Genomic DNA, 24426 nt, shown 5'->3' with positions numbered 1-24426 from the left:
AGCGGTTACTCCTGGTGGCCTTGGTCGCCGCTCATGCTGCCTTCGCCGGGAGGCGTTTCTCCCGGAGGTACTCCGCCGCCCGGCTCCAGTCCGGTGATGTTGCCGTCTTCCGGATCCGGATTCGACGATGCTGCGGGGTCTTGGTCTTCGTCCTGCCGCATATCCGGATCCTCGTGGATGCTGTCCGGTTCAGCGGCGCCGGAGACGCCGAACGTTTGGGGGTCGTCTTCGGGGTCATAGCTCGTCATGGCCAAACCTCTTCCTCAGTAACCTTATTATTTGCATTGCCCTGCCAGCCTAGCCTCGGGACCGGTGCCCAACAAGGGCAGCCCCGGCGGCACGCCGTTCCTCGCGCTCAAAGTCTTTCCCGTTCAGTGAGAGGCCTGTGGAAAAGATGGTTTTGCAGAGTTCTGTTTCGGCCGCTTACCTGGAATGGGCGTACAAAAAACCCCGGCCGCATCATGGCTCATGTCCAGAGAGGCGGGTCCGGGGACTTCATCTGCAGTCTAGCAAGGAGCGCCGAGTACTGACCAATGCCCAAACTTGGTCCAACGGCGCCCACAGCCGCGCCCTCGACGAGGCCATCACCCCAGTCCGCATGGCAACGTACATGGCCGCTGCCTCTTACGATCACTCGCTGGCGAGACAGCTCTATATTTGGGATCGTGACGTTTCGGCAGCCCTTTTGGCCGACATCGCAATCGTGGAAGTGGCCGTGAGGAACGCTATGGCCAAGCAACTGGAGCTTGCCTACGGGGGCTTCTGGTACACGGCAGATATTGGGCTGGATGGCCCGAGCCGGAACAAGTTGGCCGAGGCCTGGTCGAAATTGCCGCAGGGGCGGCGCACTTCCGGCCACCTCATAGCAGGCTTGATGTTCGGGTTCTGGAAGGGACTCTTGGAACCAGGGGGATATGTGGGGCGGGAACCACAGCGATTTCGGGCTTCGCATGAGCTTCTTTGGAATAGCTGCCTCAACAGGGCATTTCGAGGTGGAAGATCCGTGGCTTCGGCCGACGGCGTGAAATTCACAAGGACCTGGACATTGGGAGTCGTCACGATCGTCCATGCCGCACGAAACAGGGCCGCCCACCATGAGCCATTTGTGGCTGGCTTTCCGCTCCCCGGTCAGCAGCATCGGCTCACCGTGCAGCAGGCCCACGAGGCTTGCCTGAAGCTGGCTCGAATGTTGGACCGGAACCTCGCCGGATGGCTCGAATCAACCACTCGAGTTCCTGGAATCCTTGCCGCCCGTCCAGGCTAGGTCGCAGCGCCTTACCTTCGCGCCCGCTCCAGGAAAACGTCCGCGCCCGGGCCTGTCAGTTCATTGCCCGCAATGGCGCGCCCGGAGACGGCGAGGAGCAGTGAGATGGCCGGACCCTGCACTTCCGGACCTTCGCCGCGCGCGTAGCGGGTATCCGTGGCAACGAGGCGCCATCCTGCTCCGAGCTCCTTGCCGCCTCCCATCTTGGTGGTGGTCTTCAGTTGGTAGTGCAACGCTGTGGCCACGTGCTCGGCAGGATAACTGTGGCTGATCGCCAGCGGGCGGCGGATGTCCTCGCCATGCACGAACGCTTCCACCAACCGGGTGGCCAAGGAGGCTGGAGGTCCGGAAGTCCTGGCGGCAACGGCATGAAAGGACTTCAGGGTATGGCGTGGATCGGACGCCCGTTCCCGCTCTACTCCTACGGCATTGTCCTGGTCGAAGTCGAAGCGTGCGGCCATCATCCGGCGGGCAAATCCCAGGCGAGTGGTCTTGGCGGAGTCGATCAAGTGGGCCAGCACATCATGGACGCTCCAGCCGGGACATAGGGATTCAGCGTTCCAGAGCGAACCGTGCAATGGCTCCAGATCCCTGATGAGGGCGCGTCGTTCCTCATGTACCACCGGCCAAACCACGGAGCGGGACCTCGAAGCCATATGGCTATTCAAACAGTAAGCGCCGGCTTTTTCCCCGGTTTGGACGCCTTGCCTTGGCCGCCGAGGGTCAGTCGCGCGTGGCGTCGTCCGATTCGGCGGGGTCTCCCGCGGGGCGCGAAGCGTCAGGTGCGCTGCCGGCGTTCGCTGCCTCCCGGCGTCGGGCAATCCGTGATTCGGTCCACATGGCCACCGCCACGAATACGACGCAGGCGAACATGAAGGTGGCCACGAAGTTCAATCCCATAGCGGATCCCAAGGGTGCGGCAAGTGCCATTGCGGCCATCCCGGCCACGATATGCCACCCTTTGAAATTGCCCACCAAACAAGCGTAACCCCGGTGTTTGCGGGTGCTGGCCCGTTGGCTTGGATCGTTGCTTGATCCTTATCACTCCGACATCTGCCGGACGCATTTCAACTGGCGTCGGCGTCGGCCCCCGTGCCGTCTCCAGCCGCGGATTCTTCTTGTTTCCGCTTCTGGGACTCCAGCCACGCGATGATCGACGCCTGCCGGATCCGGCGGTGGGTTCCCCGGTATTCCACAGGAATTTCGCCGCGGTCGGTCATGTTGCGGAGATAGGTGTGCGAAATGCCCGCGAGTTCGGCGGCCTGCGACGTGGTCAGCATTTCTTCCACGCTGCTGACGGTCACCGCTTCGCCGCGGCCCAGCCGGGCCAGAAGGTCTACGACGGCGTCCCTCGCCTGGTCCGGCAGGCGGTGGACGGTGCCGTCGACGAACACCGTGATGTCGTTGCTGTCCTGGAGTGATCGTGCCAGGTTCCGGGCGTCGTCGGCGGGCAGGCCGGCCGTGACGCGGGGAGCTATCAATGCCATGGCAGAAGCCTAACGCGGGTAGGCCTATCGCGACGGCAGCCCGCGGCGCTCGAGCACACCTCGGATCCGGTCGCGGCCGTGAAGGCTCAGCCGGCTTCGTACCCGCTGCACTACGGCGTCGATCCACCCCCGGGGCTCGCCCTCGGCCTGGTAATAGGCTTGGAGCGTGGCATCGTACTCCGCCAACGCCTCGGTGCCGGGAACTGCGTAGCGCTCACGGTGCCGAACCACGCTTTGCGGAAGCCGGGGCTTGATGCTGCCCGCAGCATCAGGACGCGGCCGGCCGATCGCCAGTCCCACTACCGGGAACGCGCCGTCAGGCAGTTCGAGCAGCTCAGACAGTTCTTCAACGTGGTTCCGCACAGCGCCGACGTAAACGGTCCCGAGCCCCAATGATTCGGCAGCAATAACCGTGTTCTGGGCAGCAAGCGCGGCATCGACCACGGAGACCAAGGTGCTGTCGATGAACTCCACGCCTTCGGTGGGTTCGCCCCGGTGTTCAGCGATGAGCCGGTTCCGCGACCAGTCAGCCACGAAGACCAGGAAGACCGGCGCCTCTCGGATGAAGTCCTGGTCTCCGGCCAACGCTGCTACGGCATCCTTGTGCCCCGGATCGCTGACTTCGACGACGCTCCACGTCTGCAGGTTGGACGAGGTAGCAGCTGATTGCCCGGCAGCGATGAGAGACGTGAGGGTCGCCTCGTCCAGCGGCGTGGGTTCGAATTGCCTGACTGAACGGTGGTTGTAAAGGAGCTCAAGCGTTTGGTTTACGGGCCCGAGCAGTCCGGGAAGGTTCCCTCCGTAGCGGGCTGCGACCAAGTCGGTAGGATCGGCGGGGGCGTGCGCCAGTGAGGTCATGCGGTTCTCCAATGCTGTGGGTTTACCAGGGCAAACCAGCACAGCAGGCAGAACCTTCCTCGATGACGAAGGAAGAACCCGCGTGAACCTGTATGGCGCCAACGGGCGGTTCGGCGAAACCTACTCCGCGTCCAAATCCGTCTCCAGCAGTTTCACCAGGGCGTCCAGCGCCTCATCCGCTCCTTCGCCCTCGGCCCGCAGCACAACAACGTCCCCCTTCGCGGCTCCGAGCGTCATGAGCGAGAGGATGCTGGCGGCGTCGAGCGCTTCATCCGCCGGCTCGCCCTGCATGGCGATGGTGACATCCACCGACTGTTCACCGGCGGCCTCGGCGAAGAGCGCCGCAGGGCGGGCGTGCAGTCCGGACTTGCTGGCAATGGTGGCAGTGCGTTCGGGCATGGGTTTCTCCTTGCGGTTGGATTTGCGGAACTTACAGGCCGAGCTCTTCGAGCACGGGGAGCTTGGCGCGGACCCAATCGCGGGCCTCGGTTGCGCTGGGTGCGGAGAGAGCCAGGCGCGCGAGTTCCTGCGCCTGTTCCAGCGTGACCGTCTTGAGTACGGTTCCGACGGCGGCCAGGGACCGCGCGGTCATGGACAGTGTGGTGACACCCAACCCGGCAAGCACGACGGCGAGGGCCGGGTCAGCGGCTGCCTCGCCACAGACACCCACGGGTTTGCCGGTGCCCTCCCGGCCGGACGCCTCAAGGGCGGAGCCTTCCACAGTCAGTTGCACGAGCCGCAGGACGGCCGGCTGCCAGGGTGTGTTCAGCTCGGCAAGGGGTCCGAGCTGCCGGTCGGCGGCCATGGCGTACTGGGTGAGGTCGTTGGTGCCCAGCGAGGCGAAGCCGACTTCCCGGAGTACCGTGGCGGCAGTCAGTGCTGCGGAAGGAACCTCCACCATGACGCCGGGGGTCTGCAAACCGGCTGCGGCGCAGAGGGAAGCGAAGCGTCCTGCTTCGGCGGCCGTGGAGATCATGGGTGCCATGACCCACACGTCGGCTTCGGATTCGGAAGCAGCGCGGGCGATCGCTTCGAGCTGGCGTTCCAGCACGCCGGGCGTGGTGAAGTCCGTACGGTAGCCGCGGACGCCCAATGCAGGGTTGGGCTCGGTGGCATCCGTGAGGAAGGGCAGGGGCTTGTCGGCTCCGGCGTCGAGGGTGCGCAGGACCACCTTCTTGCCGGGGAAGGCATCGAATACGGCCTTGTAGGCTGCGGCCTGCTCGTCCACGGAAGGTTCGGTATCGCGTTCCAGGAAGCAGAATTCGGTGCGGAACAGGCCCACACCTTGCGCGCCGAGGCCGGCAGCGGCCACCGCATCCTTGGCACCTCCGACGTTGGCGAGGAGCGGCACCGGGTGACCGTCCGCCGTCGTGCCGTTTCCGTCGAAGGAGGCGAGTGTTGCGGATGTTTCGGCCCATGCTGTCGCGGCAGCGCGCTGCTCTTCGGATGGTTCAACTGCCACGAAGCCGGCGGCGCCGTCCACGAAGACTTCGGAGCCATCGGCCACGGAGTCAACGCCGTGCGCGGCAACCACAGCCGGCAAGCCCAGTGAGCGGGCGATGATCGCGGTGTGCGACTGGGGGCCGCCGCCGGAGGTGACCAGGGCCAGCACTTTGGCGGGGTCCAGGGTGGCGGTATCGGCGGGGGCGAGGTCCTCGGCCACCAGGATGAAGGGAGTGTCGGAAGAGGGGATGCCGGGGGCGGGGACGCCGCGGAGCTCGGCGACGATGCGGGCGCGGACGTCCAGGACGTCGGTGGCGCGCTCGGCCATATAGCCGCCCAGGTTGTGCAGCATTTCCGAAACGGACGCACCGGCTTCCCAGATGGCGCGCTCAGGGGACGAGCCACCGTTGATCAGCTTGGTGGCCGACTTCAGCAGCATGGTGTCCTTGGCCATGAGGGCCGTGGCTTCGAGGACTGCCTTGCCGTCGCCGGTGGCGATGTCCGCGCGGCCCTTCAGTTCGTCGTGGACGGACTGTGCGGCGGCCTTCAGACCCGCGACGGCGTCTTCCGGACTGGTGTCCGCGGCGAGCCGCTCGCCCGACGGCGGTTCGCTCACCGGCTTGGGCATCTGACGGACGGAACCGATGATGCGTCCAGGGCTTACCCCTACTCCTTGGAAATTCTGCACTGAATCCTCTGTTCCCTGCTTGTTGGATCGGACCCACCGGCAACGGCACCTTGGGCCTGTGGAAATAGCCTACAAAATTCTGTTGTGAGCCACTTCATATAGCAACGCTATAGGTGCTAGGGTAGCGGTTATGAGTTTCGATGACCAGCTTCCGCCGAAAATTCGGTTGCTTCGCGCAGCTGCCGAATTGCTGGCGAATTCGGAGGGGTCAGCGGTCTCAACGCGCCAGATCACCAAGCTTGCGGGGGTTACGGCGCCCACGCTCTACCACCACTTTGGCGACAAGGAAGGCCTGTTCGACGCTGTCGTTTCGGCCGGCTTTGAAGAGTACGTGGCAGGGGAGCGCGATTTTGCACCGTCCGGGGAACCCTTGGAGGACGTGCGGCGGATGTGGGACAACCACGTCCAGTTCGGCCTCACCCAGCCCCATCTGTACCTGGTGATGTTCGGCAATATCCGTCCGGAGAGCCGCCCAGCCATCGTGGCCGATGCTGAAGCACTCCTCGAGGAAATGCTGAACAAGGCCGCCATCTCAGGTCAGATCAATGTGCCGCCCCGCGAGGCGGCACGCAGTATCCTCGCGGCCAACGTGGGCGTCACGCTCATGCTTATCGCCGAACCGGTGGAAGACCGGAACCTGGAGCTCTCAACCATGACCCGGGATTCCATGATTTTCGCCGTCTCCACGGACACAGCCCGTGGCGCCGCAGCGGAGGACTCCGGTAAGTCCTCCGTGGTTGTTGCGGCAATCGCCCTGAACGCGGCACTGCAGGCCTCGCATTCAGATCAACTGTCCAGCTCTGAACTGAAGCTCTTCCTTGAGTGGCTTCACCGCATTTCCAGCAGCTCCTAAAGCTGTCCTCTCTCGATCTATATCGACTGACCCCGCGCCGCCGCGGGACACACGTTAGGAATTCACATGGCAACAGAGACCGTTGCGAAGCCCCGCACCAGCCTGCGCGTTGGCGTCCAAAAGTTCGGAACCTTCCTGTCCGGCATGATCATGCCCAACATCGGGGCATTCATCGCCTGGGGCCTCATCACGGCCCTCTTCATTGAGAAGGGCTACATCCCCGTGCCCCAGCTCGGAGGCTTCGGCACCAACGCCGAGGGTGTTGCCAATGTGGGCCTGGTTGGCCCGATGATCACGTACCTGCTGCCGCTGCTGATTGCCTACACCGGCGGCAAGATGGTCTACGACGTCCGTGGCGGCGTGGTGGGTGCCATCGGAACCATGGGTGTGATCGTCGGTGCCGGTATTCCGATGTTCATCGGCGCCATGATCATGGGGCCGCTGGGTGGCTGGACCATCAAGCAACTCGACCGCCTGTGGGACGGCAAGATCCGCCCGGGCTTCGAGATGCTGGTCAACAACTTCTCCGCCGGTATCTGGGGAGCGGCCCTGGCCCTTCTCGGGTTCTACGGCATTTCGCCGCTGGTCTCCGGATTCAGCAAGGGCGCCGGCAACGTGGTCCAGTTCCTGGTGGACAACGGCCTCCTGCCCCTGACCAGCATTTTCATCGAGCCCGCCAAGGTCTTGTTCCTCAACAACGCCATCAACCACGGCGTGCTGACACCGCTCGGTGTCCAGCAGTCCCTGGAGCAGGGCAAGTCCATCCTGTTCCTGCTCGAAGCCAACCCCGGCCCTGGCTTGGGCATCCTGCTGGCCTACATGTTCTTTGGCCGCGGTGCCGCCCGGGCTTCGGCTCCGGGTGCCGCCATCATCCACTTCCTCGGCGGTATCCACGAGATCTACTTCCCGTACGTCCTGATGAAGCCGATCCTGATCCTCGCAGCCATCGGTGGTGGCATGACCGGCATTGCAACCCTGGCCCTGACCAACTCAGGCCTTGTGGCTCCAGCTGCCCCGGGTTCCATCATCGCCGTCATTGCCCAGACCGCCCGGGACAGCTACTTCGGCGTGATCCTGGCGGTGGTCCTGGCCACCACGGTCTCGTTCCTGATCGCCTCGCTGATCCTGCGTACCTCCAAGAACAAGGGCGAGGATGACCTCTCCGCCGCAACGTCCCGCATGGAAGCCATGAAGGGCAAGAAGAGCTCCGTTTCCTCCGCCTTGGTAGGCGAAGGCGGCGGCCGCAGCGACGTGGCCGTGCTCACCCGTCCCGTCCAGAGCATCGTGTTCGCCTGCGACGCCGGCATGGGTTCCAGCGCCATGGGAGCCTCGGTATTGCGCAACAAGATCAAGGCAGCGGGCTTCCCGGACGTCAAGGTCACCAACTCGGCCATCGCCAACCTGAGCGATACCTACGACGTTGTGGTCACGCACCAGGACCTCACCGAACGTGCCCAGCCGAAGACCTCCAGCGCAGTGCACTACTCCGTGGACAACTTCATGAACAGCCCCAAGTACGACGAAATCGTGGAGCTCGTGAAGACCAGCAACACCGACGGACCCGCAGCCGCACACCCAAGCAGCGCTGCCGAAGCGGAAGCAGCCCCCAGCCACGGTGCGCATGCCGCTGAGCCGGGTGCCGCCGTCGGAGGCAAGGGCGTGCTCTTGGCCGAGAGCGTCACCCTGAACGGCACTGCCCGTGACCGCGATTCCGCGATCGACGAGGCCGGCCAGCTCCTGCTGGACCGTGGCGCCGTGGACGTCAGCTATGTCCACGCCATGCACGAACGCGAGGAATCCGTGTCCACGTACATGGGCAGCTTCCTGGCCATCCCGCACGGTACCAACGACGCCAAGGACCACATCAAGCACTCGGCCGTTTCGATCGTCCGTTACCCGGAAGGCATCGACTGGGGCGGCAAGCAAGTGAAGTTCGTGGTCGGTGTTGCCGGCATCAACAATGAGCACCTCCACATCCTGTCCTCCATCGCGAAGATCTTCACCAACAAGGCCCAGGTTGCCCAGTTGGAGGAGGCCACCACGGTTGAGGAAGTCCTGGAGCTGTTCGGAAAGGTCAACGCATAGTGAAGGCAGTCCATTTTGGGGCGGGCAATATTGGACGAGGATTTGTGGGGCTGCTGCTGCACGAGGCCGGCTATGAGGTGGTGTTCGCGGATGTCGCAGACGCCCTGATCAGCCAGCTGGCCTCGGCGGACAGCTACCAGGTGCACGAGGTTGGCGAGAACGCCGCGGTGAAGACCGTGGACGGCTTCCGTGCGCTGAACTCGAGCACCGAGGAAGCAGCCGTCGTGGAGGAAATCTCGACGGCGGATGTGGTCACCACGGCGGTGGGGCCGCACATCCTGAAGTTCGTGGCCCCCGTGATCGCCCGCGGGCTGGCCGCACGGCCCGCGGACCTGCCTCCCCTCCAGGTGATGGCGTGCGAGAACGCCATCAACGCCACGGACCTCCTGCACGTGGAGGTCCGGGCGGCCTGGGACGATTCCGCGGGGGACTTGGACTCCGTGGCCGTTTTCGCCAACACTGCCGTGGACAGGATCGTTCCCAACCAGGATCCGGGCCAGGGACTGGACGTCACGGTGGAGACCTTCTACGAATGGGTCATCGACCGGACGCCCTTCGGCGCCAACCCGCCCGTCATCCCGGGCGCGACGTTCGTTGATGAGCTGGGACCGTACATCGAGCGCAAGCTGTTCACGGTGAACACGGGCCACGCATCGGCGGCCTACTTCGGCTACCAAGCTGGGCTGGAAAAGATCTCCGATGCCATGGCTGATCCGTCCGTCGCCGCGAAGGTCCGGGCTGTCCTGGAAGAAACCAAGGAACTGCTGGTGGCGAAGCACGGCTTCGTCGAGGCCGAGCAGGAAGCGTACGTGCAGAAGATCCTGTCCCGCTTCACCAACCCGCACCTGCCGGACACGGTGGTTCGCGTTGGCCGTGCTCCTTTGCGGAAACTGGGCCGGCACGAGCGCTTCATCGGTCCCGCTGCGGAGCTCGCCGAGCGGGGCGTGACTCCTTCGGCACTGCTTGAGGCCATGTCCGCGGCCCTCCGTTTCGACGACGGGTCCGATGACGAGGCCGTGGAGCTCGCCAACCTCCTTGCGGAACTGGACGCGGCCGCCGTCGTCGAACGGGTCACGGAACTGACGCCGTCGCACCCGCTGTTCCCGGCAGTCCAGAAACTGGTGGAGGACCGCAAGGCAGAGCTCTAACGCTCTCTCACCTTCCGCCCGTTTTTCCTGGACGCTCTCTCACCGAACGTCCCGTTCTGGGGGATGCTCTCTCACCGAAGCGCAAGAAAGCCCGACGTCGCCACTCAAGTTGAGTCCCGACGTCGGGCTCTTCTGCGTGCTGGACTTAGCGCGCTGCCGCGGTTTCGCGCTGCGCCATCGCCTTCCACTCGGCCACGCGGGCCTGGTGGAGGGGTGAGCGGCGGACCACGGCGTAGGCAATACCGAGGATCGCGAACCACGCGGGGGTCACCAGCAGGGCAGTCAGCGTGTCAGGCTGCGTGGTCAGCGCCCAGACCAGGAAAGCGAAGAAGGCGAAGACCACCCAGACCATCACCACGCCGCCAGGCATCTTGAACGGCGAGGCCGCATGCTGCTCGGGGCGGCGCTTGCGGTACACGAGGTAGCTGGCCAGGATGATCGACCAGACGAACATGAAGCAGACGGCGGACACAGTGGTCACCATGTCGAAGGCTGCCCCCACGTCCTTGCCCAAGTAGAGAAGCGCGACGCCGGAGAGCAGCAGGACGCAAGAGAGGAACAAGGCGTTCTGGGGTACCTTGCGGCTGGAGAGCCTGCCGAAGACCTTGGGGGCGTCGCCGTCGTTCGCGAGGCCGAAGACCATGCGGGACGTGGAGTAGATGCCGGAGTTGGCCGAGGACATGGCGGAGGTGAGAACCACCAGGTTCACCACCGTGGCAGCCATGCCAAGGCCTGCAAGGGAGAACATGGCGATGAACGGGCTGTGCCCGGCCTTGAACTCTGTCCAGGGGGTAACGGACATGAGGATGATGAGGGCGCCGACGTAGAAGAGCATGACGCGCAGCGGGATGGCGTTGATGGCGCGGGGAAGGTTGTGCTCGGGGTTCTTTGTCTCGGCTGCGGCCGTGCCCACCAGTTCAATGCCCACGAACGCGAAGACGGCAATCTGGAAGCCGGCAACGAAGCCCATGAATTCCTTGGGGAAGAACCCGCCGTGGCTCCAGAGGTTGGTGAAGCTGGCCGTGCCGGCGGGGGACTGGAAACCGGTGAAGATCAGGACCAGGCCAACCACGATCAGTGCAACGATGGCCACGATCTTGATGAGGGCGAACCAGAACTCGGTCTCGCCGAACGCTTTCACGGTGGGCAGGTTCAGCAGCAGCAGGATGACAATCGTGGCGAGTCCGGGGATCCACAGGGAGATGCCCGGCCAGAGCTCGTTCGCGTAGCCGGCGATGGCGATCACGTCGGCAACACCGGTGACCACCCAGCAGAACCAATAGGTCCAGCCGGTGAAGAAGCCGGCCCACGGTCCCAAGAGGTCGCCGGCGAAGTCGCTGAAGGACTTGTAGTTCAGGTTGGACAGCAGGAGTTGCCCCATGGCCCGCATGACGAAAAAGAGCATGAAGCCGATGATCATGTAAACGAAGATCACCGAGGGACCGGCCACCGAGATGGTCTTGCCGGAGCCCATGAACAGCCCGGTGCCGATCGCGCCGCCGATGGCCAGGAGTTGGATATGGCGGTTGCTGAGCGAGCGTGACAGATGGGGCTCGGCGTCCCTGCTGGAGGCAGCGCGCTGCCCGGTTGTTGTCTGGTCGGACATGAGTGTTCAAGAACCCTTCGGCAGAACCGTCAAAATGGTGACGGCCGTTACAAATTTGGTTCTGTAAAGCTATAACTTATGTCTGACAAATGGCGAATCGGTCTGCATGGCGAAAGCTCCCGCTGTGGACAGGGGAGCTAAGCCGTTGGTTCCTTTGTTTCACTTCCGGAGATCAGGAGATCTTCCGCCGGTACACCCTTGCCGCGAACGCGTAGGCCAATACCAGGATCCCCAGGCACCAGGCGAGGGCTACCCAGATGTCCGTTCCCACGGGTCGCAGCGCGAAGATGTTCTGGATGGTGTTGACGATTGACGTGACCGGTTGGTTCTCGGCGAACCAGCGCACCGGGCCCGGCATGGTGTCCGTGGGAACGAACGCCGAGCTGATGAACGGCAGGAAGATCAGCGGGTAGGAGAACCCGCCAGCGCCATCAAAGGACTTGGCCGTCAGCCCGGCGATTATGGCGATCCAGGTCAACGCCAGGGTGAAGAGTGCCAGTATTCCGGCCACGGCCAGCCAATCCAGCACACTCGCCGAGGTCCGGAAGCCCATGAGCAGGGCAACGCCCACGATGATCACCAAGGACAACCCGTTGGCCACGAGCGACGTCAGCACGTGGGCCCACAGGACGGAGGACCGCGCGATCGGCATGGACTGGAGCCGCTCGAAGATGCCGCCCTGCATGTCCGAAAACAGCCGGACGGCGGTGTAGGCGATCCCCGAGGCGATGGCGATCAACATGATGCCCGGCAGGAGGTAGTTGACGTAGTTTTCCGTGCCGGTCCTGATCGCGCCACCGAAGACGTAGACGAACAGCAGCATCAGGGCGATCGGTGTGATGGCGGTGGTGATGATGGTGTCCACGCTCCGGAAGATGTGGCGCATGGAGCGACCGGTCAGGACGGAGGTATCTGCGAGGAAGTGCGTGCTCATGACCGTTCCTTTGCTGTTTCGTGGCTTTCCGCGACGCCGCTGGTTCCCACCAGTGCCAGGAAGATCTCTTCCAGCGTGGGCTGCTTCTCGACGTACTCCACCGTGGCCGGTGGCAGGAGCTGCTTCAGCTCCGCGAGGGTTCCGTTGGCAATGATGCGCCCTTGGTGAAGGATGGCGATCCGGTCCGCAAGGTGCTCGGCCTCGTCCAAGTACTGAGTGGTCAGCAGGACCGTGGTTCCTTGCCTGGCGAGGTTCTTGACGATCTGCCACACGTCAAGGCGTGCCTCCGGGTCGAGGCCCGTGGTGGGTTCGTCCAGGAAGATCACCCTGGGGCTGCCAATCAGGCTCATTGCGATGTCCAGCCGGCGACGCATGCCGCCGGAGTACGTGGCCACTTTTCGGCTGCCGGCTTCCGTGAGGTTGAACTGCTCCAGCAGCCCATCGGCCACTTGCCCGGGGTCCTTGAGGTGCCGCAGCCTGGCCACGAGCACCAGGTTCTCCTTTCCGGAGAGGATCTCGTCCACGGCGGCGAACTGTCCGGTGAGGCTGATGGACTCTCGCACCTTGAGCGGTTCGGCCGCAACGTCGAAACCTTCGACGGCGGCAGCCCCGGCATCCGCTGTGAGGAGCGTTGACAGGATCTTGACCATGGTGGTCTTGCCGGCGCCGTTGGATCCCAACAGGGCGAAGATGCTGCCCGGGGCCACCTCGAAGTCCACTCCCTGCAGCACATGCAGGTCCTTGTAGGATTTCTCGATTCCCTGCACGCGGATGGCCGGTGCTGCCTGGACTGCGGTAGTCATGACTCCTTCTCCTTTGCCTTGTCAACGGCTTTGATGAGGCGGTCGCGTTCCTTGTCGATCCAGCGCTTCCCGCCGTAGGCCTGGGCGAACGCTTCTGCGAATTCGATGGGGTCTTCTCCCACGATGTCGCTCACCGGGGTACCGTCGATCGCGGCGCGTTCCCAGAGGTCAGCGAGGTCGACGAACATCTGCACCATGGTGTCGCCTTCGGTCACGCCGCCGTAGTACATGAGGTACCGGTTAAAGGCTGTGGCTACGGTGACATATGGCTCCGGAAGGGCTTCCAGCCGGGCCCTGGCCTGCTTGAACTGCTTCTTCTGTTCGAGTGATCCGGTGACCAGTTCGATCCATTTTGCTGCCATGTCAGTTTCCTTCCTTGCGGAGTTCTTCGAGCCGTTCGGACAAGAAGCTCCAGGTGTTCCAAAAATCGTCCAGTTCGTTTTCGCCCTTGGCGTTGAGCGTGTAGACCTTGCGCGGCGGGCCCTTTTCGGACGGGCGTTTCTCCACGTCCACCAGGCCTTTCTGCTCGATCCTGACCAGCAGGGCGTAGACCGTGCCTTCAGCGATCTCGGTGAATCCCTGCGCCCGGAGGAGCGTGGTGATTTCGTATCCGTACGCCGGTTTCCCGGTCAGGAGGGCCAGGACAATGCCCTCCAGTGTCCCCTTGAGCATCTCCGTCATTTGCTTGCCCATCGGACACCTCCTCACTACTCGGTATTACTGACTACCACTACATAGTAGAACTGAGTACCGGTACTTAGCAATACTGAGTTGAAACTTAAATGGCATGCTGGGGAAATGACCACCAACCCTGCCGCCGTGCCCGCTTTGATGACTGCCGCCGTCGACTCCGGAACCTTCACGCTTCGCCGCGCAGCCAAAGGTGACCTGCCCGCCATCCTGCGCCTCCTTGCGGACGACCAGTTGGGTGCCGGTCGCGAGAATGCCGACGATCTGGCGCCATATGAGGCCGCCTTTGACGCGATCGACGCCGATCCGGCCCACCTTCTTGTGGTGGGGGAGTTGTCCGGCGAGGTAGTGGCCACCTTCCAACTCAGCTATCTCCCCGGCCTGTCCCGCAAAGGTTCCTGGCGCTCGCAGATCGAGGCCGTAAGGGTTTCCGGCGAACTGCGCGGGCAAGGGGTTGGCGCGCTGATGATCCAGTGGGCCATCGACCAAGCGCGCGAGCGTGGCTGCACCCTGGTCCAGCTCACCACTGATAAATCCCGCACGGCCGCGCACCGCTTCTACGAACGGCTCGGGTTTGTCTCAAGCCATGAGGGCATGAAGCTCACCCTCTGAACCCAACTGAGTCGCAGTTGTGCGCGTTTTGACCGCTGAAAACGCGCACTAATGCGATCCAGATGGGTGCGGTGAGACTTGACTATTAGGTACCCTAACTATTAGGCTACCTAAGCATGACGAAGGCATTTGATCCCCGGCTTCTCGATCTCGCGCGGGACTTCCGCGAAGCCCTGCGTTTGGGCGTGTACATGTTCCGCCGCCTGGATCCCGAGGGCGAACTTACGGCAGCCCAGCTCAGTTTGCTGTCGATGATTTCCGACGGCGGTCTCCGCGTCGGGGACATCGCCAAGAACCTGGGGATCAAGGTTCCGAGCGCCACGGAGCAGATCATCAAGCTTGAGCGCGGCGGCCTCGTCAACCGCCAACCGGACCCGCACGACTCACGTGCCGTTCAGGTGGTCACCACAAAAGCCGGGCTTGCCGCCGTCGAATCCGCCAACCACCGGCGGAACGCCATGGTCGCCGAACTGTTGCAAGAGCTCACCTCCGACGAAATCGAACAGCTCACCGCGGCACTCCCCGTGATCACCAAGCTCAACAACTCATTCCAGAATTAGTCCGATAGGAGCACAACCGCATGTCACGCCAACTGGCTGACGCAACAAGCGCCGAAAACACCCTGGAAGCCGAGAAGGTTTCCTTCCTCAAGCAGCCCAAAGCCGTGTGGGCCACCGCCCTCGCCGCCGTGTTCGCGTTCATGGGCATCGGCCTGGTGGACCCCATCCTGCCCGCCATCGCCAAGAACCTGCAGGCTTCCACCAGCGAGGTCTCGTTGCTCTTCACCAGCTACTTCCTGGTGACGGCCATCGCGATGTTGATCAGCGGATTCGTGTCCTCGCGCATCGGTGGCAAGAAGACCCTGCTGATCGGGCTCGCCGTGATCGTAGTGTTTGCGTCGTTGTCCGGGCTCTCCGGCAGTGTTGAGCAGTTGGTGGGGTTCCGCGCCGGTTGGGGACTGGGTAACGCCCTGTTCGTCGCTACAGCGTTGGCCGTTATTGTCGGTGTGGCCAGCGGTGGCACCGGGACGGCGATCATTCTCTATGAAGCCGCCCTTGGCCTCGGTATCTCCCTGGGCCCGTTGCTCGGCGCACTCCTGGGTGGCTGGCAGTGGCGCGCTCCGTTCTTCGGAACTGCCGTTCTCATGGCTGCGGCCTTCATTGCCCTGCTTGCGCTGCTCCCCAAGACTCCAGCCCCGGCGAAGAAATCCCGGCTGAGGGATCCGCTTTTGGCACTCGGGCACAAAGGCCTCAGCACCACGGCTGCCAGCGCACTCTTCTACAACTACGGCTTCTTCACCATCCTGGCCTTCACGCCCTTCATCCTGGGCATGGACGCCTATGGAATCGGCGGAGTGTTCTTCGGCTGGGGCGTGGCTGTCGCTGTGTTCTCGGTGTTCGTCGCGCCGGTGCTGCAGAAGCGATTCGGCGCCGTCAGGGTCCTGACCGGCACGCTGTTCGTCCTCATGCTCGACCTGATCGGGCTCGGACTGGCCGCGGGGCACTCGGTGCCTGCCGTCGTCGTGCTTGTCATCGTGGCGGGTGCCCTGCTGGGCATCAACAACACGATCTACACCGAACTGGCCATGGGCGTCTCGGATTCACCGCGCCCCGTGGCGTCGGCTGGCTACAACTTTGTCCGCTGGATGGGTGGCGCGCTGGCGCCGTTCGCCGCGGCCCAGCTTGGCGAGCACTTCGGCCCGCAGGTTCCGTTCTTCGCCGGTGCCGTGGCCATGGTCATTGCGATCCTGGTGGCCTTCGGCGGGCGCAGCTACCTGAAGTCGCACGAACCGCACTTGGTGTAGCCCAACTGAGTCGCAGTAGAGCGCGTTTTGAGCCGTCAAAACGCGCTCTGCTGCGACTTACTTGGGTTCCTCGCCGGTGGGCAGCGGCGAAACCTGCGCACCCTTCGGGACGAACAAAGTCTCGGCCTGCTCCAGGGACATGCCGTTGGTCTCGGGCACCTTGAACATGACAAAGAAGAACGACGCCGCAGCGAACGCCGCGTACATGGCATACGTCAGCGGCAGCGAACCTGCCGCCATGACGGGAAAGCTGAGCGTGATGGCGAAGTTTGCGATCCACTGCGCAGCCGCGGCAAGTCCCAGCGCCCGGGCGCGGATCCGGGACGGGAAAATCTCGCCCAGCAGCACCCAGACCAACGGACCCCATGAGGCGCCGAAGCTGATCACGAAGACGTTGGCCGCAACCAGCGCCGCAGGTCCCCAGCCACCGGGCAAAGTGATCTCCGAGCCTGTCCCGGTTGCGGAGGAGAACGCCACGGCCATGACACCCAGCGAGACGGCCATGGCGATGGAGCCGGTGAGCAGGATCGGGCGGCGGCCTACGCGGTCAACCAGCGCAATCGCAACGAGCGTCACCAGGATGTTGGTCACCGACGTCGCAACGGAGATGGTGAGGGAGTCCTTCTCCTGGAATCCCACGGCCTTCCACAGCGTGGTGGAGTAGTAGAAGATCACGTTGATGCCCACGAACTGCTGCAGCACGGACAGGATGATGCCGATCCACACCACGGGCTGCAAGCCAAACGCCTTGCCGCGCAGGGAGCCTTTCTTGCTGGAGAGTTCGTCCTCGTGGATAGATTCCTTGATCTCGCGGATGTGCCGGTCGATGTCGTCGTTCGGCATGATGGCCTTGAAGACGGTCATGGCTTGCTCATCTTTGCCGTTGAGCACCAGGAAGCGCGGGGACTCCGGCAACCTGAAGGCAATCAATCCGTACACCGCGGCCGGAACGGCGCAAGCGATGAACATCCAACGCCACGCCTCAATCCCGAACCAGAAGGTGTTTCCGGCGCTGCCTGCCGAGTTGGCCAGCAGGGCGTCGGACAAGAGTGCGGCGAAGATGCCGGTGGTGATCGCGAGCTGCTGCAGGGATGCCAGCCGGCCACGGACATGGCGGGGCGAGATCTCCGAGATGTAGGCCGGGGCAATCACGGACGCGAGGCCGATGCCCAGGCCGCCCACCAGGCGCCAGAAGATCAGGTCCCACACTCCGAAGGCCAAGCCGGTGCCAATGGAACTCACCAGGAAGAGAAGTGCACCAATCTTCATGGCAGGAATACGGCCGTAGCGGTCAGCGACCTTGCCTGCGAGGTAGGCGCCCAGCGCACAACCGAGCAAGGCGATGGCCACGGCGAAGCCGGTGACGGCCTCGCTCAGCAGGAATTCATCCTTCATGGCATCCACGGCGCCGTTGACCACGGAGGAGTCGAAGCCGAAGAGGAAGCCACCTACCGCTCCCGCAACAGCCAGTCCCACCACTTTTCGGGAGACTGGGGGCACGCCTTCGGTGCTTGAGCTCGACATGGTTCTCCCTTGCGGCAGTGGAATGGGTTTCACAGTGCGGGACGTCGTCGGCCGGCCCGACGGGTCGCCGGTGCACGCGCGCTACACAGTGTGGCACGTCATATCGGGCAACTTCCAGTCATAGGCGGTGACATGACATGCATTCACTTTCTGAACCCAAGAAGCATTGAGGGTCTATCCATGGCCCGATGCGGGTGCAAATGACGTCTGAAGTGGCCCTTTGATTGAACTTCTTTAACGCAAGTTCCCGACGGCGGCAGGCGGCGCGGGCGCCTAAGTCGGGTAACGCCGTCGTCATCTTCAGCTGGGTCACTCATCGACCATTGCCATTTAATGAAAATTGGTTTTTACTGAATGGCAAGAGCAAATGTGATGGGGACCACGAAGCGAAGGTATGTGATGGCGGATTCTTCCACCCGGACGGTAGAGCGGGCGCTGGCCCTGTTGGCAGCGGTTTGCTCGGAAGGCGCCCTCGCCCTGAGCGACGCCGCGAGGGGCGTGGACCTGTCGCCCAGCACGGCGCTGCGACTGCTCCGAACGCTCGAAGGCAGCGGCTTCGTCTCCCGCGACGACGACGGGAATTTCCGCCCGGGCGCGTCCATCATCCAGCTCGGCGCGCTCGCGCTCGGCAAGGAATCCCTGGTTGCTTTGTGCACGCCCGCCATGAAGCACCTGGTCGCTGAGACGGGCGAATCCTGCTATCTGAGCATTCCCGGGGTGGGGGACACGGGAATCTACATCGCGATCGTTGAGGGTACCCATTCGATCAGGCACTCCAGCTGGGTCGGGCGGAGCATCCCGCTCGAAGGTACAGCTTCCGGCCATGTCCTCAAGGGTGAACAGCCCGATCGTGGATTTGCCGTGGTGCGCAGCGGTGTGGAAGACGATGTCACAGCCATCGCCGCACCCGTGGTCATGGGAGGAAGGACGGTGGCTTCCTTGAGCATCGTTGCTCCCAGCTACCGCGTGGACGAACTGAAGGCCCTCAAGATCGGCCAGCAACTGGTGGAGGAAGCGGACGGCATCCTCACCCTGAACACCCAAATTTCTGAGCTACCCCAGGAAAGCATGGAAGCAAAATGATCAAGTTTGAAAATGTCACCAAGGCCTACCCCGATGGCACTGTCGCCGTCGACGGCCTCAATCTGGAAGCTCCCACCGGCAAGCTGACCATCCTGGTTGGTCCTTCCGGTTGCGGCAAGACCACGTCCCTCCGGATGATCAACCGCCTCATCGAACCCACCAGCGGCACCATCTACCTCGACGACGAAGCAACATCCGGCATGGACGCAGCGCTGCTCCGCCGCCGGATCGGTTACGTCATCCAGCATGCCGGCCTCTTCCCGCACAAGACCATCGTGGACAACGTGGCCACCATGCCCCTGCTCCTCGGAGCAAGCCGGCAGCAGGCGCGGACCAAGGCGCTCGAACTCATTGAACGTGTTGGCCTCCCGGCCAGCTTCGCCAAGCGCTACCCGTGGCAGCTTTCCGGCGGCCAGCAGCAGCGCGTCGGTGTGGCCCGCGCATTGGCTTCGGACCCGGCGTTCATGTTGATGGATGAGCCGTTCAGTGCTGTGGACCCGGTGGTCCGTGGGCAGTTGCAGGACGAATTCCTCCGGCTGCAGCGTGAGATCGGCAAGACGATCATCATGGTCACCCACGACATCGACGAAGCGCTCAAACTGGGCGACCAGGTTGCCGTGATGCGTGTAGGTGGAAAGCTGGCCCAGATGGCGTCGCCGTCCGAACTGCTCACCTCGCCGGCGGACGAGTTCGTTGCCGACTTCGTTGGCCGCGACCGTGGCTACCGTTCCCTTGGATTCACCAAGACGGCCGGCAACGTGGCCATCGGCGAAGAGTCCGTGGTCCAGCTCGGGGCTACCGCGGAGGAGGCCCGCGCCAAGGCGTCGGGTGCATGGGTCTTGGTGCTCGACGGCGGAAGGAAGCCTTTGGGATGGGTCCAGCCGGAGCTGTTCACGGGTGAGTTGAAGCGCGAACACTTGAACCTCAGCGGCATTCCGGCAGTGGTTTCGGGCACCATGCGGCAACTGTTGGACGCCGCCCTTTCCTCGCCGAGCCGCCGCGGCGTGGTGGTCAATGAACAAGGTGAACTGCTGGGTACCGTGACCGCGACCGACGTCGTCAAGGCGATCGAAGCTGAACCACACCTGGAGACGGCGCGATGAATTTTGAGTGGCTCGGACGCCAGTTCGACAACATCGTTTTCCTGCTCGGCTGGCATGTCCTGCTCGCCGTCATCCCGCTGATCCTGGGCTTGCTCATCGCACTGCCCCTGGGCTGGTGGGCGCACCGCAGTCGAAGGATCTACCCGCTGTTGGTAGGCGTTGCGGGCCTGCTGTACACCGTTCCTTCCCTGGCGCTGTTCGTGCTGCTGCCGCTGGTCCTGGGCACCAAGATCCTGGATCCGCTGAACATCGTGGCGGCACTGACCATCTACACCGTGGCGCTGTTGGTCCGCGTGGTAGCGGATGCGCTGGATTCCGTTCCCGAGGACACCGTCCAGGCCGCGAAGGCCATGGGGTACCGCGGCTACCAAAGCCTGGTGAAAGTGGAACTTCCCGTGGGCGTGCCTGTTATCTCGGCGGGCCTTCGCGTCGCAGCCGTGTCCAACGTGAGCCTCGTTTCGGTGGCCGCGCTGCTCGGTATTCCGCAGCTCGGATCGCTTTTCACCCAGGGCTTCCAGCTCCGCTTCTTCACCCCGATCATCGCCGGCATCATCCTCTGCGTTGTCCTGGCCATGGTCCTGGATGCGCTGATCATTCTCCTCAACCGGTGGCTCACACCGTGGACCCCCAAGGTGGTGGCATCGTGAACTACTTGTTCGACCCCTCGCATTGGAGCGGCGCCGACGGCATCCCAACCCTCATCGGCGAACACCTCCTTTACTCCCTGATCGCGTTGGCCGTGGCTGCCATCATCGCCATCCCCTTGGGCATCTACATCGGGGTAACCGGCAAGGGCGTGTTCATGATCGCGGGCCTGGCCAACGCACTGCGGGCCCTGCCCAGCGTTGGACTGCTGATCCTGCTGGTGTTGCTGCTTTCGCCGGCCTTCCCGTCCCGCATGGGCTACATCCTCCCGAGCCTCATCGTCCTGATCCTGCTCGCAGTTCCGCCTATCCTGACCAACACCTACGCCGGCGTGCGTGCGGTAGATGCTGCCGCCGTCGACGCCGCCAGGGGCATGGGTTTCCGGCCCATGAAGATCCTGACGGATGTCCAGCTTCCGTGCTCGCTTCCGCTGGTTCTGTCCGGCATCCGCAGTGCACTGCTGCAGATCATCTCGACGGCGACCATCGCCGCATACATTTCGCTCGGCGGCCTTGGTCGTCTGCTGATCGATGGCAAGGCACAGAACGACTACAGCCAAATGGTCGCCGGTGCGGTGCTCGTCGCCCTGCTGGCGTTGTTCTTCGACCAGCTGCTCGCGTTCCTTACCCGCTGCGTCGTCTCACCAGGACTGACCCGACGGACCATCAAATCGGCTGTTGCGGCCGAGCCCGTGAAGACCCCCGTCACGGTCTAAGCACCAACCCATTCCTATCTCCACCTACCCCCACTTGGCCGCCGCATGCCCTGCGCGAGCCCTTCCAGGAGAGTCGACATGAAGAAGTACCTGACCGGTTTCACCCTCGCGGCCGTTGCCGCCATCACCCTGAGCGGTTGCGGCGGGGGAGACCCGCTGAGCTCGTCAAACACCGCTGCTGCAGGAGGCTCGGGAGACAGCATCATTGTTGGTTCCGCCGACTTCCCGGAGAGCCAGCTCATCGCAAAGATCTACGCCGAGGCACTGAAAGCCAAGGGCGTGGCCGTTACCGAGAAGCCGAGCATCGGCAGCCGCGAGGTCACCATCCCGGCCCTCAAGGACGGTTCCATCGACCTGATGCCGGAGTACGGCGGCGCCCTGCTCCAGTACCTCGATTCCGCCACCAAAGCTGTCTCCTCCGACGAGGTCGCCGAGGAACTCACCACCAAGATCCCGTCCGGACTGGCAGTCCTGGAAGCCTCCGACGCGCAGGACAAGGACGTCCTGGCCGTCAAGAAGGAGACCGCGGACCAGTACAAGCTGAAGACCATCGAAGACCTCCAGCCCGTGGCCAAGGACCTGGTCCTGGGCGGCCCGCCCGAGTGGAAGACCCGCCTCAACGGAGTGGCCGGCCTGAAGTCCGTCTACAACCTTGAGTTCAAGGAATTTTCAGCGCTCGACGCCGGTGGGCCGCTGACGCTGAACGCCCTCCTTTCGGGCCAGGTACAGGTGGCGGACCTGTTCAGCACGGATCCCGCACTTAAGGACAACAACCTGGTGGCCCTGGAGGACAACAAGAACCTCTTCCTGTCCGAGAACATCGTTCCTGTGATCAACCAGAAGAAGTCCACGGCCACCGTCAAGGAAACGTTGGACAAGGTCTCTGCGGCCCTGACCACCGATGACCTCATCACCATGAACGGTCGTGTTGCCAAGTTCGAGGACATCGGAGAGATCGCCAAGGAGTGGCTGAAGAGCAAGAACCTGGGCTAGTCCCTCCCGGTTGGTTTTTAGAGGTTTGTTTTAGAGGAGTAAGAGAATGACTGCCGATTTCACTACAGGAGCCCGCCCGGTTCGCGCCGCACGAGGGACCGCCCTGACCGCTAAGTCGTGGCAGACTGAGGCGCCGTTGCGTATGTTGATGAATAACCTGGATCCGGAGGTTGCTGAGCGTCCGGATGACCTGGTGGTGTATGGGGGTACGGGTCGTGCGGTGCGTTCGTGGGCTGCGTTTGATGCGATCACCCGGACCCTGGAAACGATGGAGAAGGACGAGACCCTGCTGGTGCAGTCGGGTAAGCCGGTGGGTGTGTTCCGCACGAATGAGTGGGCGCCGCGGGTGTTGCTGGCGAACTCGAACCTGGTGGGGGACTGGGCGACGTGGCCGGAGTTCCGGCGCCTGGAGGCTGAGGGTTTGACGATGTACGGGCAGATGACGGCCGGGTCGTGGATTTACATCGGCACGCAGGGCATCCTGCAGGGCACGTATGAGACGTTCGCCGCGGTCGGTGAGAAGCTCAAGGCCGACGGACGCCACCCTGCCCCCTCGGCTGAGGGCTCCACGGAGGGGCCGTTGGCGGGGACGCTGACGTTGACTGGTGGGTGTGGTGGCATGGGCGGCGCCCAGCCCCTGGCGGTGACGCTGAACGACGGCGCGTGCCTGATCATCGATGTTGATGAGACCCGTCTGCGCCGCCGTGCGGGGAAGCGTTACCTGGATGAGGTCGAAACGGACCTGGACACCGCGATCGCCAAGGTCACCAAGGCCAAGGCCGAGCGCCGTGGCTGGTCGGTCGGGTATGTGGGTAACGCCGCCGAGGTCTTCCCCGAACTGCTTCGTCGCCACAAGGCAGGCGAGCTGACCATTGATGTGGTCACGGACCAGACCAGTGCCCATGATCCGTTGTCGTACCTGCCCGAGGGCATCACCGTGGCCGAGTGGCACACCGAAGCCGCAGCGGACCCGGAAGGGTTCACGAAGAAAGCCCAGGCCTCCATGGCCCGCCACGTGCAGGCGATGGTGGAGTTCCAGGACGCCGGGGCCGAGGTCTTCGATTACGGCAACTCGATCCGGGATGAGGCCCGCAAGGGCGGGTATGACCGGGCGTTCGAGTTCCCCGGCTTCGTCCCGGCCTATATCCGTCCGTTGTTCTGCGAGGGCCTGGGCCCGTTCCGGTGGGTGGCGCTCTCCGGTGACCCGGAGGACATCCGCGTCACGGATGAGGCGATCAAGGAACTCTTCCCGGAGAACAAGCACCTGCACAAGTGGATCGATGCCGCGGCCGAGCGGGTGGAGTTCGAGGGCCTGCCGGCACGGATTTGCTGGCTCGGGTACGGCGAGCGGCACCAGGCCGGGCTGTTGTTCAACAAGCTCGTTGCCGAGGGCAAGGTCAAGGCCCCGATCGTGATCGGTCGTGACCACCTGGATTCGGGTTCGGTCGCGTCCCCGTACCGTGAAACCGAAGCGATGAAGGACGGTTCGGACGCGATCGCTGACTGGCCGCTCCTGAACGCCCTCACCGCCGCGTCCTCGGGTGCTACCTGGGTGTCCATCCACCACGGCGGCGGCGTCGGAATCGGCCGGTCCATCCACACCGGACAGGTCTCCGTGGCCGACGGCACCGACCTGGCCGCAGCGAAACTGACAGCGCTGCTGACCAACGACCCCGGAATGGGCGTCATCCGCCACGCCGACGCCGGCTACGACCGCGCCATCGACGTCGCCCACGAACGCGGCGTCCGCATCCCCATGGAAACCGCTGGCTCCCAGCCTTCGCAGGCTCAGGCCGCTACCGGCACGGATCCGGAGACCGAATAATGACCGTGTCCACGAGCCCCCAAGACTTGCTGGTCGGCCAAGACCCGGGCCCGGAAGAGGCAGGGAATGCCCAGGCCGGAACTGCGCAGACGGGATCTGTGCAGGCCGGAACTGCCCAGGCTGGTTCGGCGCAGACCGGGTCTGTGCAGGCCGGAACTGCCCAGAGCAGAGCTGCGCATGGCGGAAGAGTGCAGACCGGGTTCGGCCTCGGGGCCGACACGGCCGCTTGCCCACGGGTAGCCGCCCGGCCGGTTTCTGCGCCC

25 protein-coding genes are annotated in these 24426 nt (G+C 63.7%); 12 read left to right on the top strand and 13 right to left on the bottom strand.

Going from position 1 to position 24426, the window contains the following annotated elements:
• Positions 1-5: 5 nt before the first annotated feature.
• From ACIQTZ_RS20870 to ptsP, 7 genes are all read right to left on the bottom strand, one after another.
• Positions 6-248: a DUF6480 family protein gene (locus tag ACIQTZ_RS20870; protein WP_402983608.1), complete on the bottom strand. Its 243-nt coding sequence runs from the start codon at positions 246-248 to the stop codon at positions 6-8.
• Between the two features lie 1027 nt (positions 249-1275).
• The gene (locus ACIQTZ_RS20865) at positions 1276-1920 is read right to left on the bottom strand and encodes a maleylpyruvate isomerase family mycothiol-dependent enzyme (protein ID WP_402983606.1); all 645 of its coding nucleotides are present in this window, start codon (positions 1918-1920) and stop codon (positions 1276-1278) included.
• Between the two features lie 67 nt (positions 1921-1987).
• Positions 1988-2239, bottom strand: a complete 252-nt coding sequence (locus ACIQTZ_RS20860; protein ID WP_387435469.1) for a hypothetical protein — start codon at positions 2237-2239, stop codon at positions 1988-1990.
• A gap of 92 nt (positions 2240-2331) precedes the next feature.
• Positions 2332-2751: a helix-turn-helix domain-containing protein gene (locus tag ACIQTZ_RS20855; protein ID WP_400333383.1), complete on the bottom strand. Its 420-nt coding sequence runs from the start codon at positions 2749-2751 to the stop codon at positions 2332-2334.
• A 24-nt stretch (positions 2752-2775) separates the two neighbouring features.
• On the bottom strand, positions 2776-3609 hold the full coding sequence (locus ACIQTZ_RS20850; RefSeq protein ID WP_402983603.1) for an NADPH-dependent oxidoreductase: 834 nt from the start codon (positions 3607-3609) through the stop codon (positions 2776-2778).
• Positions 3610-3729: 120 nt separating this feature from the next.
• Entirely contained in the window at positions 3730-4008 is a 279-nt protein-coding gene (locus ACIQTZ_RS20845; RefSeq protein ID WP_400333388.1) for an HPr family phosphocarrier protein, read from the bottom strand.
• Positions 4009-4039: 31 nt separating this feature from the next.
• The gene (gene ptsP / locus ACIQTZ_RS20840; protein ID WP_402983599.1) at positions 4040-5740 is read right to left on the bottom strand and encodes a phosphoenolpyruvate--protein phosphotransferase; all 1701 of its coding nucleotides are present in this window, start codon (positions 5738-5740) and stop codon (positions 4040-4042) included.
• 130 nt (positions 5741-5870) lie between these two features.
• On the opposite strand from ptsP, the gene ACIQTZ_RS20835 reads away from it, so the two are divergent.
• The 3 genes from ACIQTZ_RS20835 (at position 5871) to ACIQTZ_RS20825 (ending at position 9826) form a co-directional block, all read left to right on the top strand.
• The gene (locus ACIQTZ_RS20835) at positions 5871-6593 is read left to right on the top strand and encodes a TetR/AcrR family transcriptional regulator (protein ID WP_397324597.1); all 723 of its coding nucleotides are present in this window, start codon (positions 5871-5873) and stop codon (positions 6591-6593) included.
• A gap of 66 nt (positions 6594-6659) precedes the next feature.
• Positions 6660-8678, top strand: coding sequence for a PTS mannitol transporter subunit IICBA (locus ACIQTZ_RS20830; RefSeq protein WP_402983596.1), 2019 nt, complete (start codon positions 6660-6662; stop codon positions 8676-8678).
• On the top strand, positions 8678-9826 hold the full coding sequence (locus tag ACIQTZ_RS20825; protein WP_402983593.1) for a mannitol-1-phosphate 5-dehydrogenase: 1149 nt from the start codon (positions 8678-8680) through the stop codon (positions 9824-9826). Before ACIQTZ_RS20830 ends, ACIQTZ_RS20825 begins: the two co-directional genes overlap by 1 nt.
• Before the next feature lie 145 nt (positions 9827-9971).
• On the opposite strand, the gene cycA is transcribed toward ACIQTZ_RS20825, so the two are convergent.
• From cycA to ACIQTZ_RS20800, 5 genes are all read right to left on the bottom strand, one after another.
• Positions 9972-11432, bottom strand: coding sequence for a D-serine/D-alanine/glycine transporter (gene cycA, locus ACIQTZ_RS20820; RefSeq protein WP_402983590.1), 1461 nt, complete (start codon positions 11430-11432; stop codon positions 9972-9974).
• Positions 11433-11604: 172 nt separating this feature from the next.
• A complete protein-coding gene (locus tag ACIQTZ_RS20815) occupies positions 11605-12366 on the bottom strand; it encodes an ABC transporter permease (RefSeq protein ID WP_402947946.1) in 762 nt (253 codons plus the stop codon).
• Entirely contained in the window at positions 12363-13169 is an 807-nt protein-coding gene (locus tag ACIQTZ_RS20810) for an ABC transporter ATP-binding protein (RefSeq protein ID WP_402983587.1), read from the bottom strand. The genes ACIQTZ_RS20815 and ACIQTZ_RS20810 overlap by 4 nt, the downstream gene beginning before the upstream one ends.
• Entirely contained in the window at positions 13166-13531 is a 366-nt protein-coding gene (locus ACIQTZ_RS20805; RefSeq protein WP_400333408.1) for a DUF1048 domain-containing protein, read from the bottom strand. The genes ACIQTZ_RS20810 and ACIQTZ_RS20805 overlap by 4 nt, the downstream gene beginning before the upstream one ends.
• Before the next feature lies 1 nt (position 13532).
• The gene (locus tag ACIQTZ_RS20800) at positions 13533-13862 is read right to left on the bottom strand and encodes a PadR family transcriptional regulator (protein WP_400333410.1); all 330 of its coding nucleotides are present in this window, start codon (positions 13860-13862) and stop codon (positions 13533-13535) included.
• Between the two features lie 105 nt (positions 13863-13967).
• Here ACIQTZ_RS20800 and ACIQTZ_RS20795 point away from each other — a divergent pair, with 105 nt between their 5' ends.
• From ACIQTZ_RS20795 to ACIQTZ_RS20785, 3 genes are all read left to right on the top strand, one after another.
• On the top strand, positions 13968-14471 hold the full coding sequence (locus ACIQTZ_RS20795; RefSeq protein WP_402983584.1) for a GNAT family N-acetyltransferase: 504 nt from the start codon (positions 13968-13970) through the stop codon (positions 14469-14471).
• A gap of 116 nt (positions 14472-14587) precedes the next feature.
• Entirely contained in the window at positions 14588-15031 is a 444-nt protein-coding gene (locus tag ACIQTZ_RS20790) for a MarR family winged helix-turn-helix transcriptional regulator (protein ID WP_402983581.1), read from the top strand.
• A 20-nt stretch (positions 15032-15051) separates the two neighbouring features.
• Positions 15052-16275 (top strand): MFS transporter, encoded by a 1224-nt coding sequence (locus tag ACIQTZ_RS20785; protein WP_402947935.1) that lies wholly within the window; start codon positions 15052-15054, stop codon positions 16273-16275.
• 57 nt (positions 16276-16332) lie between these two features.
• Here the strand turns inward: ACIQTZ_RS20785 and ACIQTZ_RS20780 are convergent, their stop codons facing one another.
• The gene (locus ACIQTZ_RS20780) at positions 16333-17799 is read right to left on the bottom strand and encodes a sugar porter family MFS transporter (RefSeq protein ID WP_402983578.1); all 1467 of its coding nucleotides are present in this window, start codon (positions 17797-17799) and stop codon (positions 16333-16335) included.
• Positions 17800-18198: 399 nt separating this feature from the next.
• Here ACIQTZ_RS20780 and ACIQTZ_RS20775 point away from each other — a divergent pair, with 399 nt between their 5' ends.
• From ACIQTZ_RS20775 to ACIQTZ_RS20750, 6 genes are all read left to right on the top strand, one after another.
• Positions 18199-18882: an IclR family transcriptional regulator gene (locus ACIQTZ_RS20775; RefSeq protein ID WP_402983575.1), complete on the top strand. Its 684-nt coding sequence runs from the start codon at positions 18199-18201 to the stop codon at positions 18880-18882.
• The gene (locus ACIQTZ_RS20770) at positions 18879-19985 is read left to right on the top strand and encodes an ABC transporter ATP-binding protein (RefSeq protein WP_402983572.1); all 1107 of its coding nucleotides are present in this window, start codon (positions 18879-18881) and stop codon (positions 19983-19985) included. The genes ACIQTZ_RS20775 and ACIQTZ_RS20770 overlap by 4 nt, the downstream gene beginning before the upstream one ends.
• Positions 19982-20632, top strand: coding sequence for an ABC transporter permease (locus ACIQTZ_RS20765; RefSeq protein WP_402983569.1), 651 nt, complete (start codon positions 19982-19984; stop codon positions 20630-20632). Before ACIQTZ_RS20770 ends, ACIQTZ_RS20765 begins: the two co-directional genes overlap by 4 nt.
• Positions 20593-21345, top strand: a complete 753-nt coding sequence (locus ACIQTZ_RS20760) for an ABC transporter permease (RefSeq protein ID WP_402983566.1) — start codon at positions 20593-20595, stop codon at positions 21343-21345. Before ACIQTZ_RS20765 ends, ACIQTZ_RS20760 begins: the two co-directional genes overlap by 40 nt.
• Before the next feature lie 78 nt (positions 21346-21423).
• Positions 21424-22338 (top strand): ABC transporter substrate-binding protein, encoded by a 915-nt coding sequence (locus ACIQTZ_RS20755; RefSeq protein ID WP_402983563.1) that lies wholly within the window; start codon positions 21424-21426, stop codon positions 22336-22338.
• 46 nt (positions 22339-22384) lie between these two features.
• Entirely contained in the window at positions 22385-24163 is a 1779-nt protein-coding gene (locus ACIQTZ_RS20750) for a urocanate hydratase (protein ID WP_402983560.1), read from the top strand.
• Positions 24164-24426: the final 263 nt, after the last annotated feature.

The sequence above is a fragment of the Paenarthrobacter sp. NPDC090520 genome (assembly GCF_044769205.1).
In the GTDB taxonomy this organism is placed as follows: Bacteria; Actinomycetota; Actinomycetes; order Actinomycetales; family Micrococcaceae; genus Arthrobacter.
The sequence above is the reverse complement of the archived record's forward strand: the minus strand, read 5'-3'. Positions and strand labels throughout refer to the sequence as shown.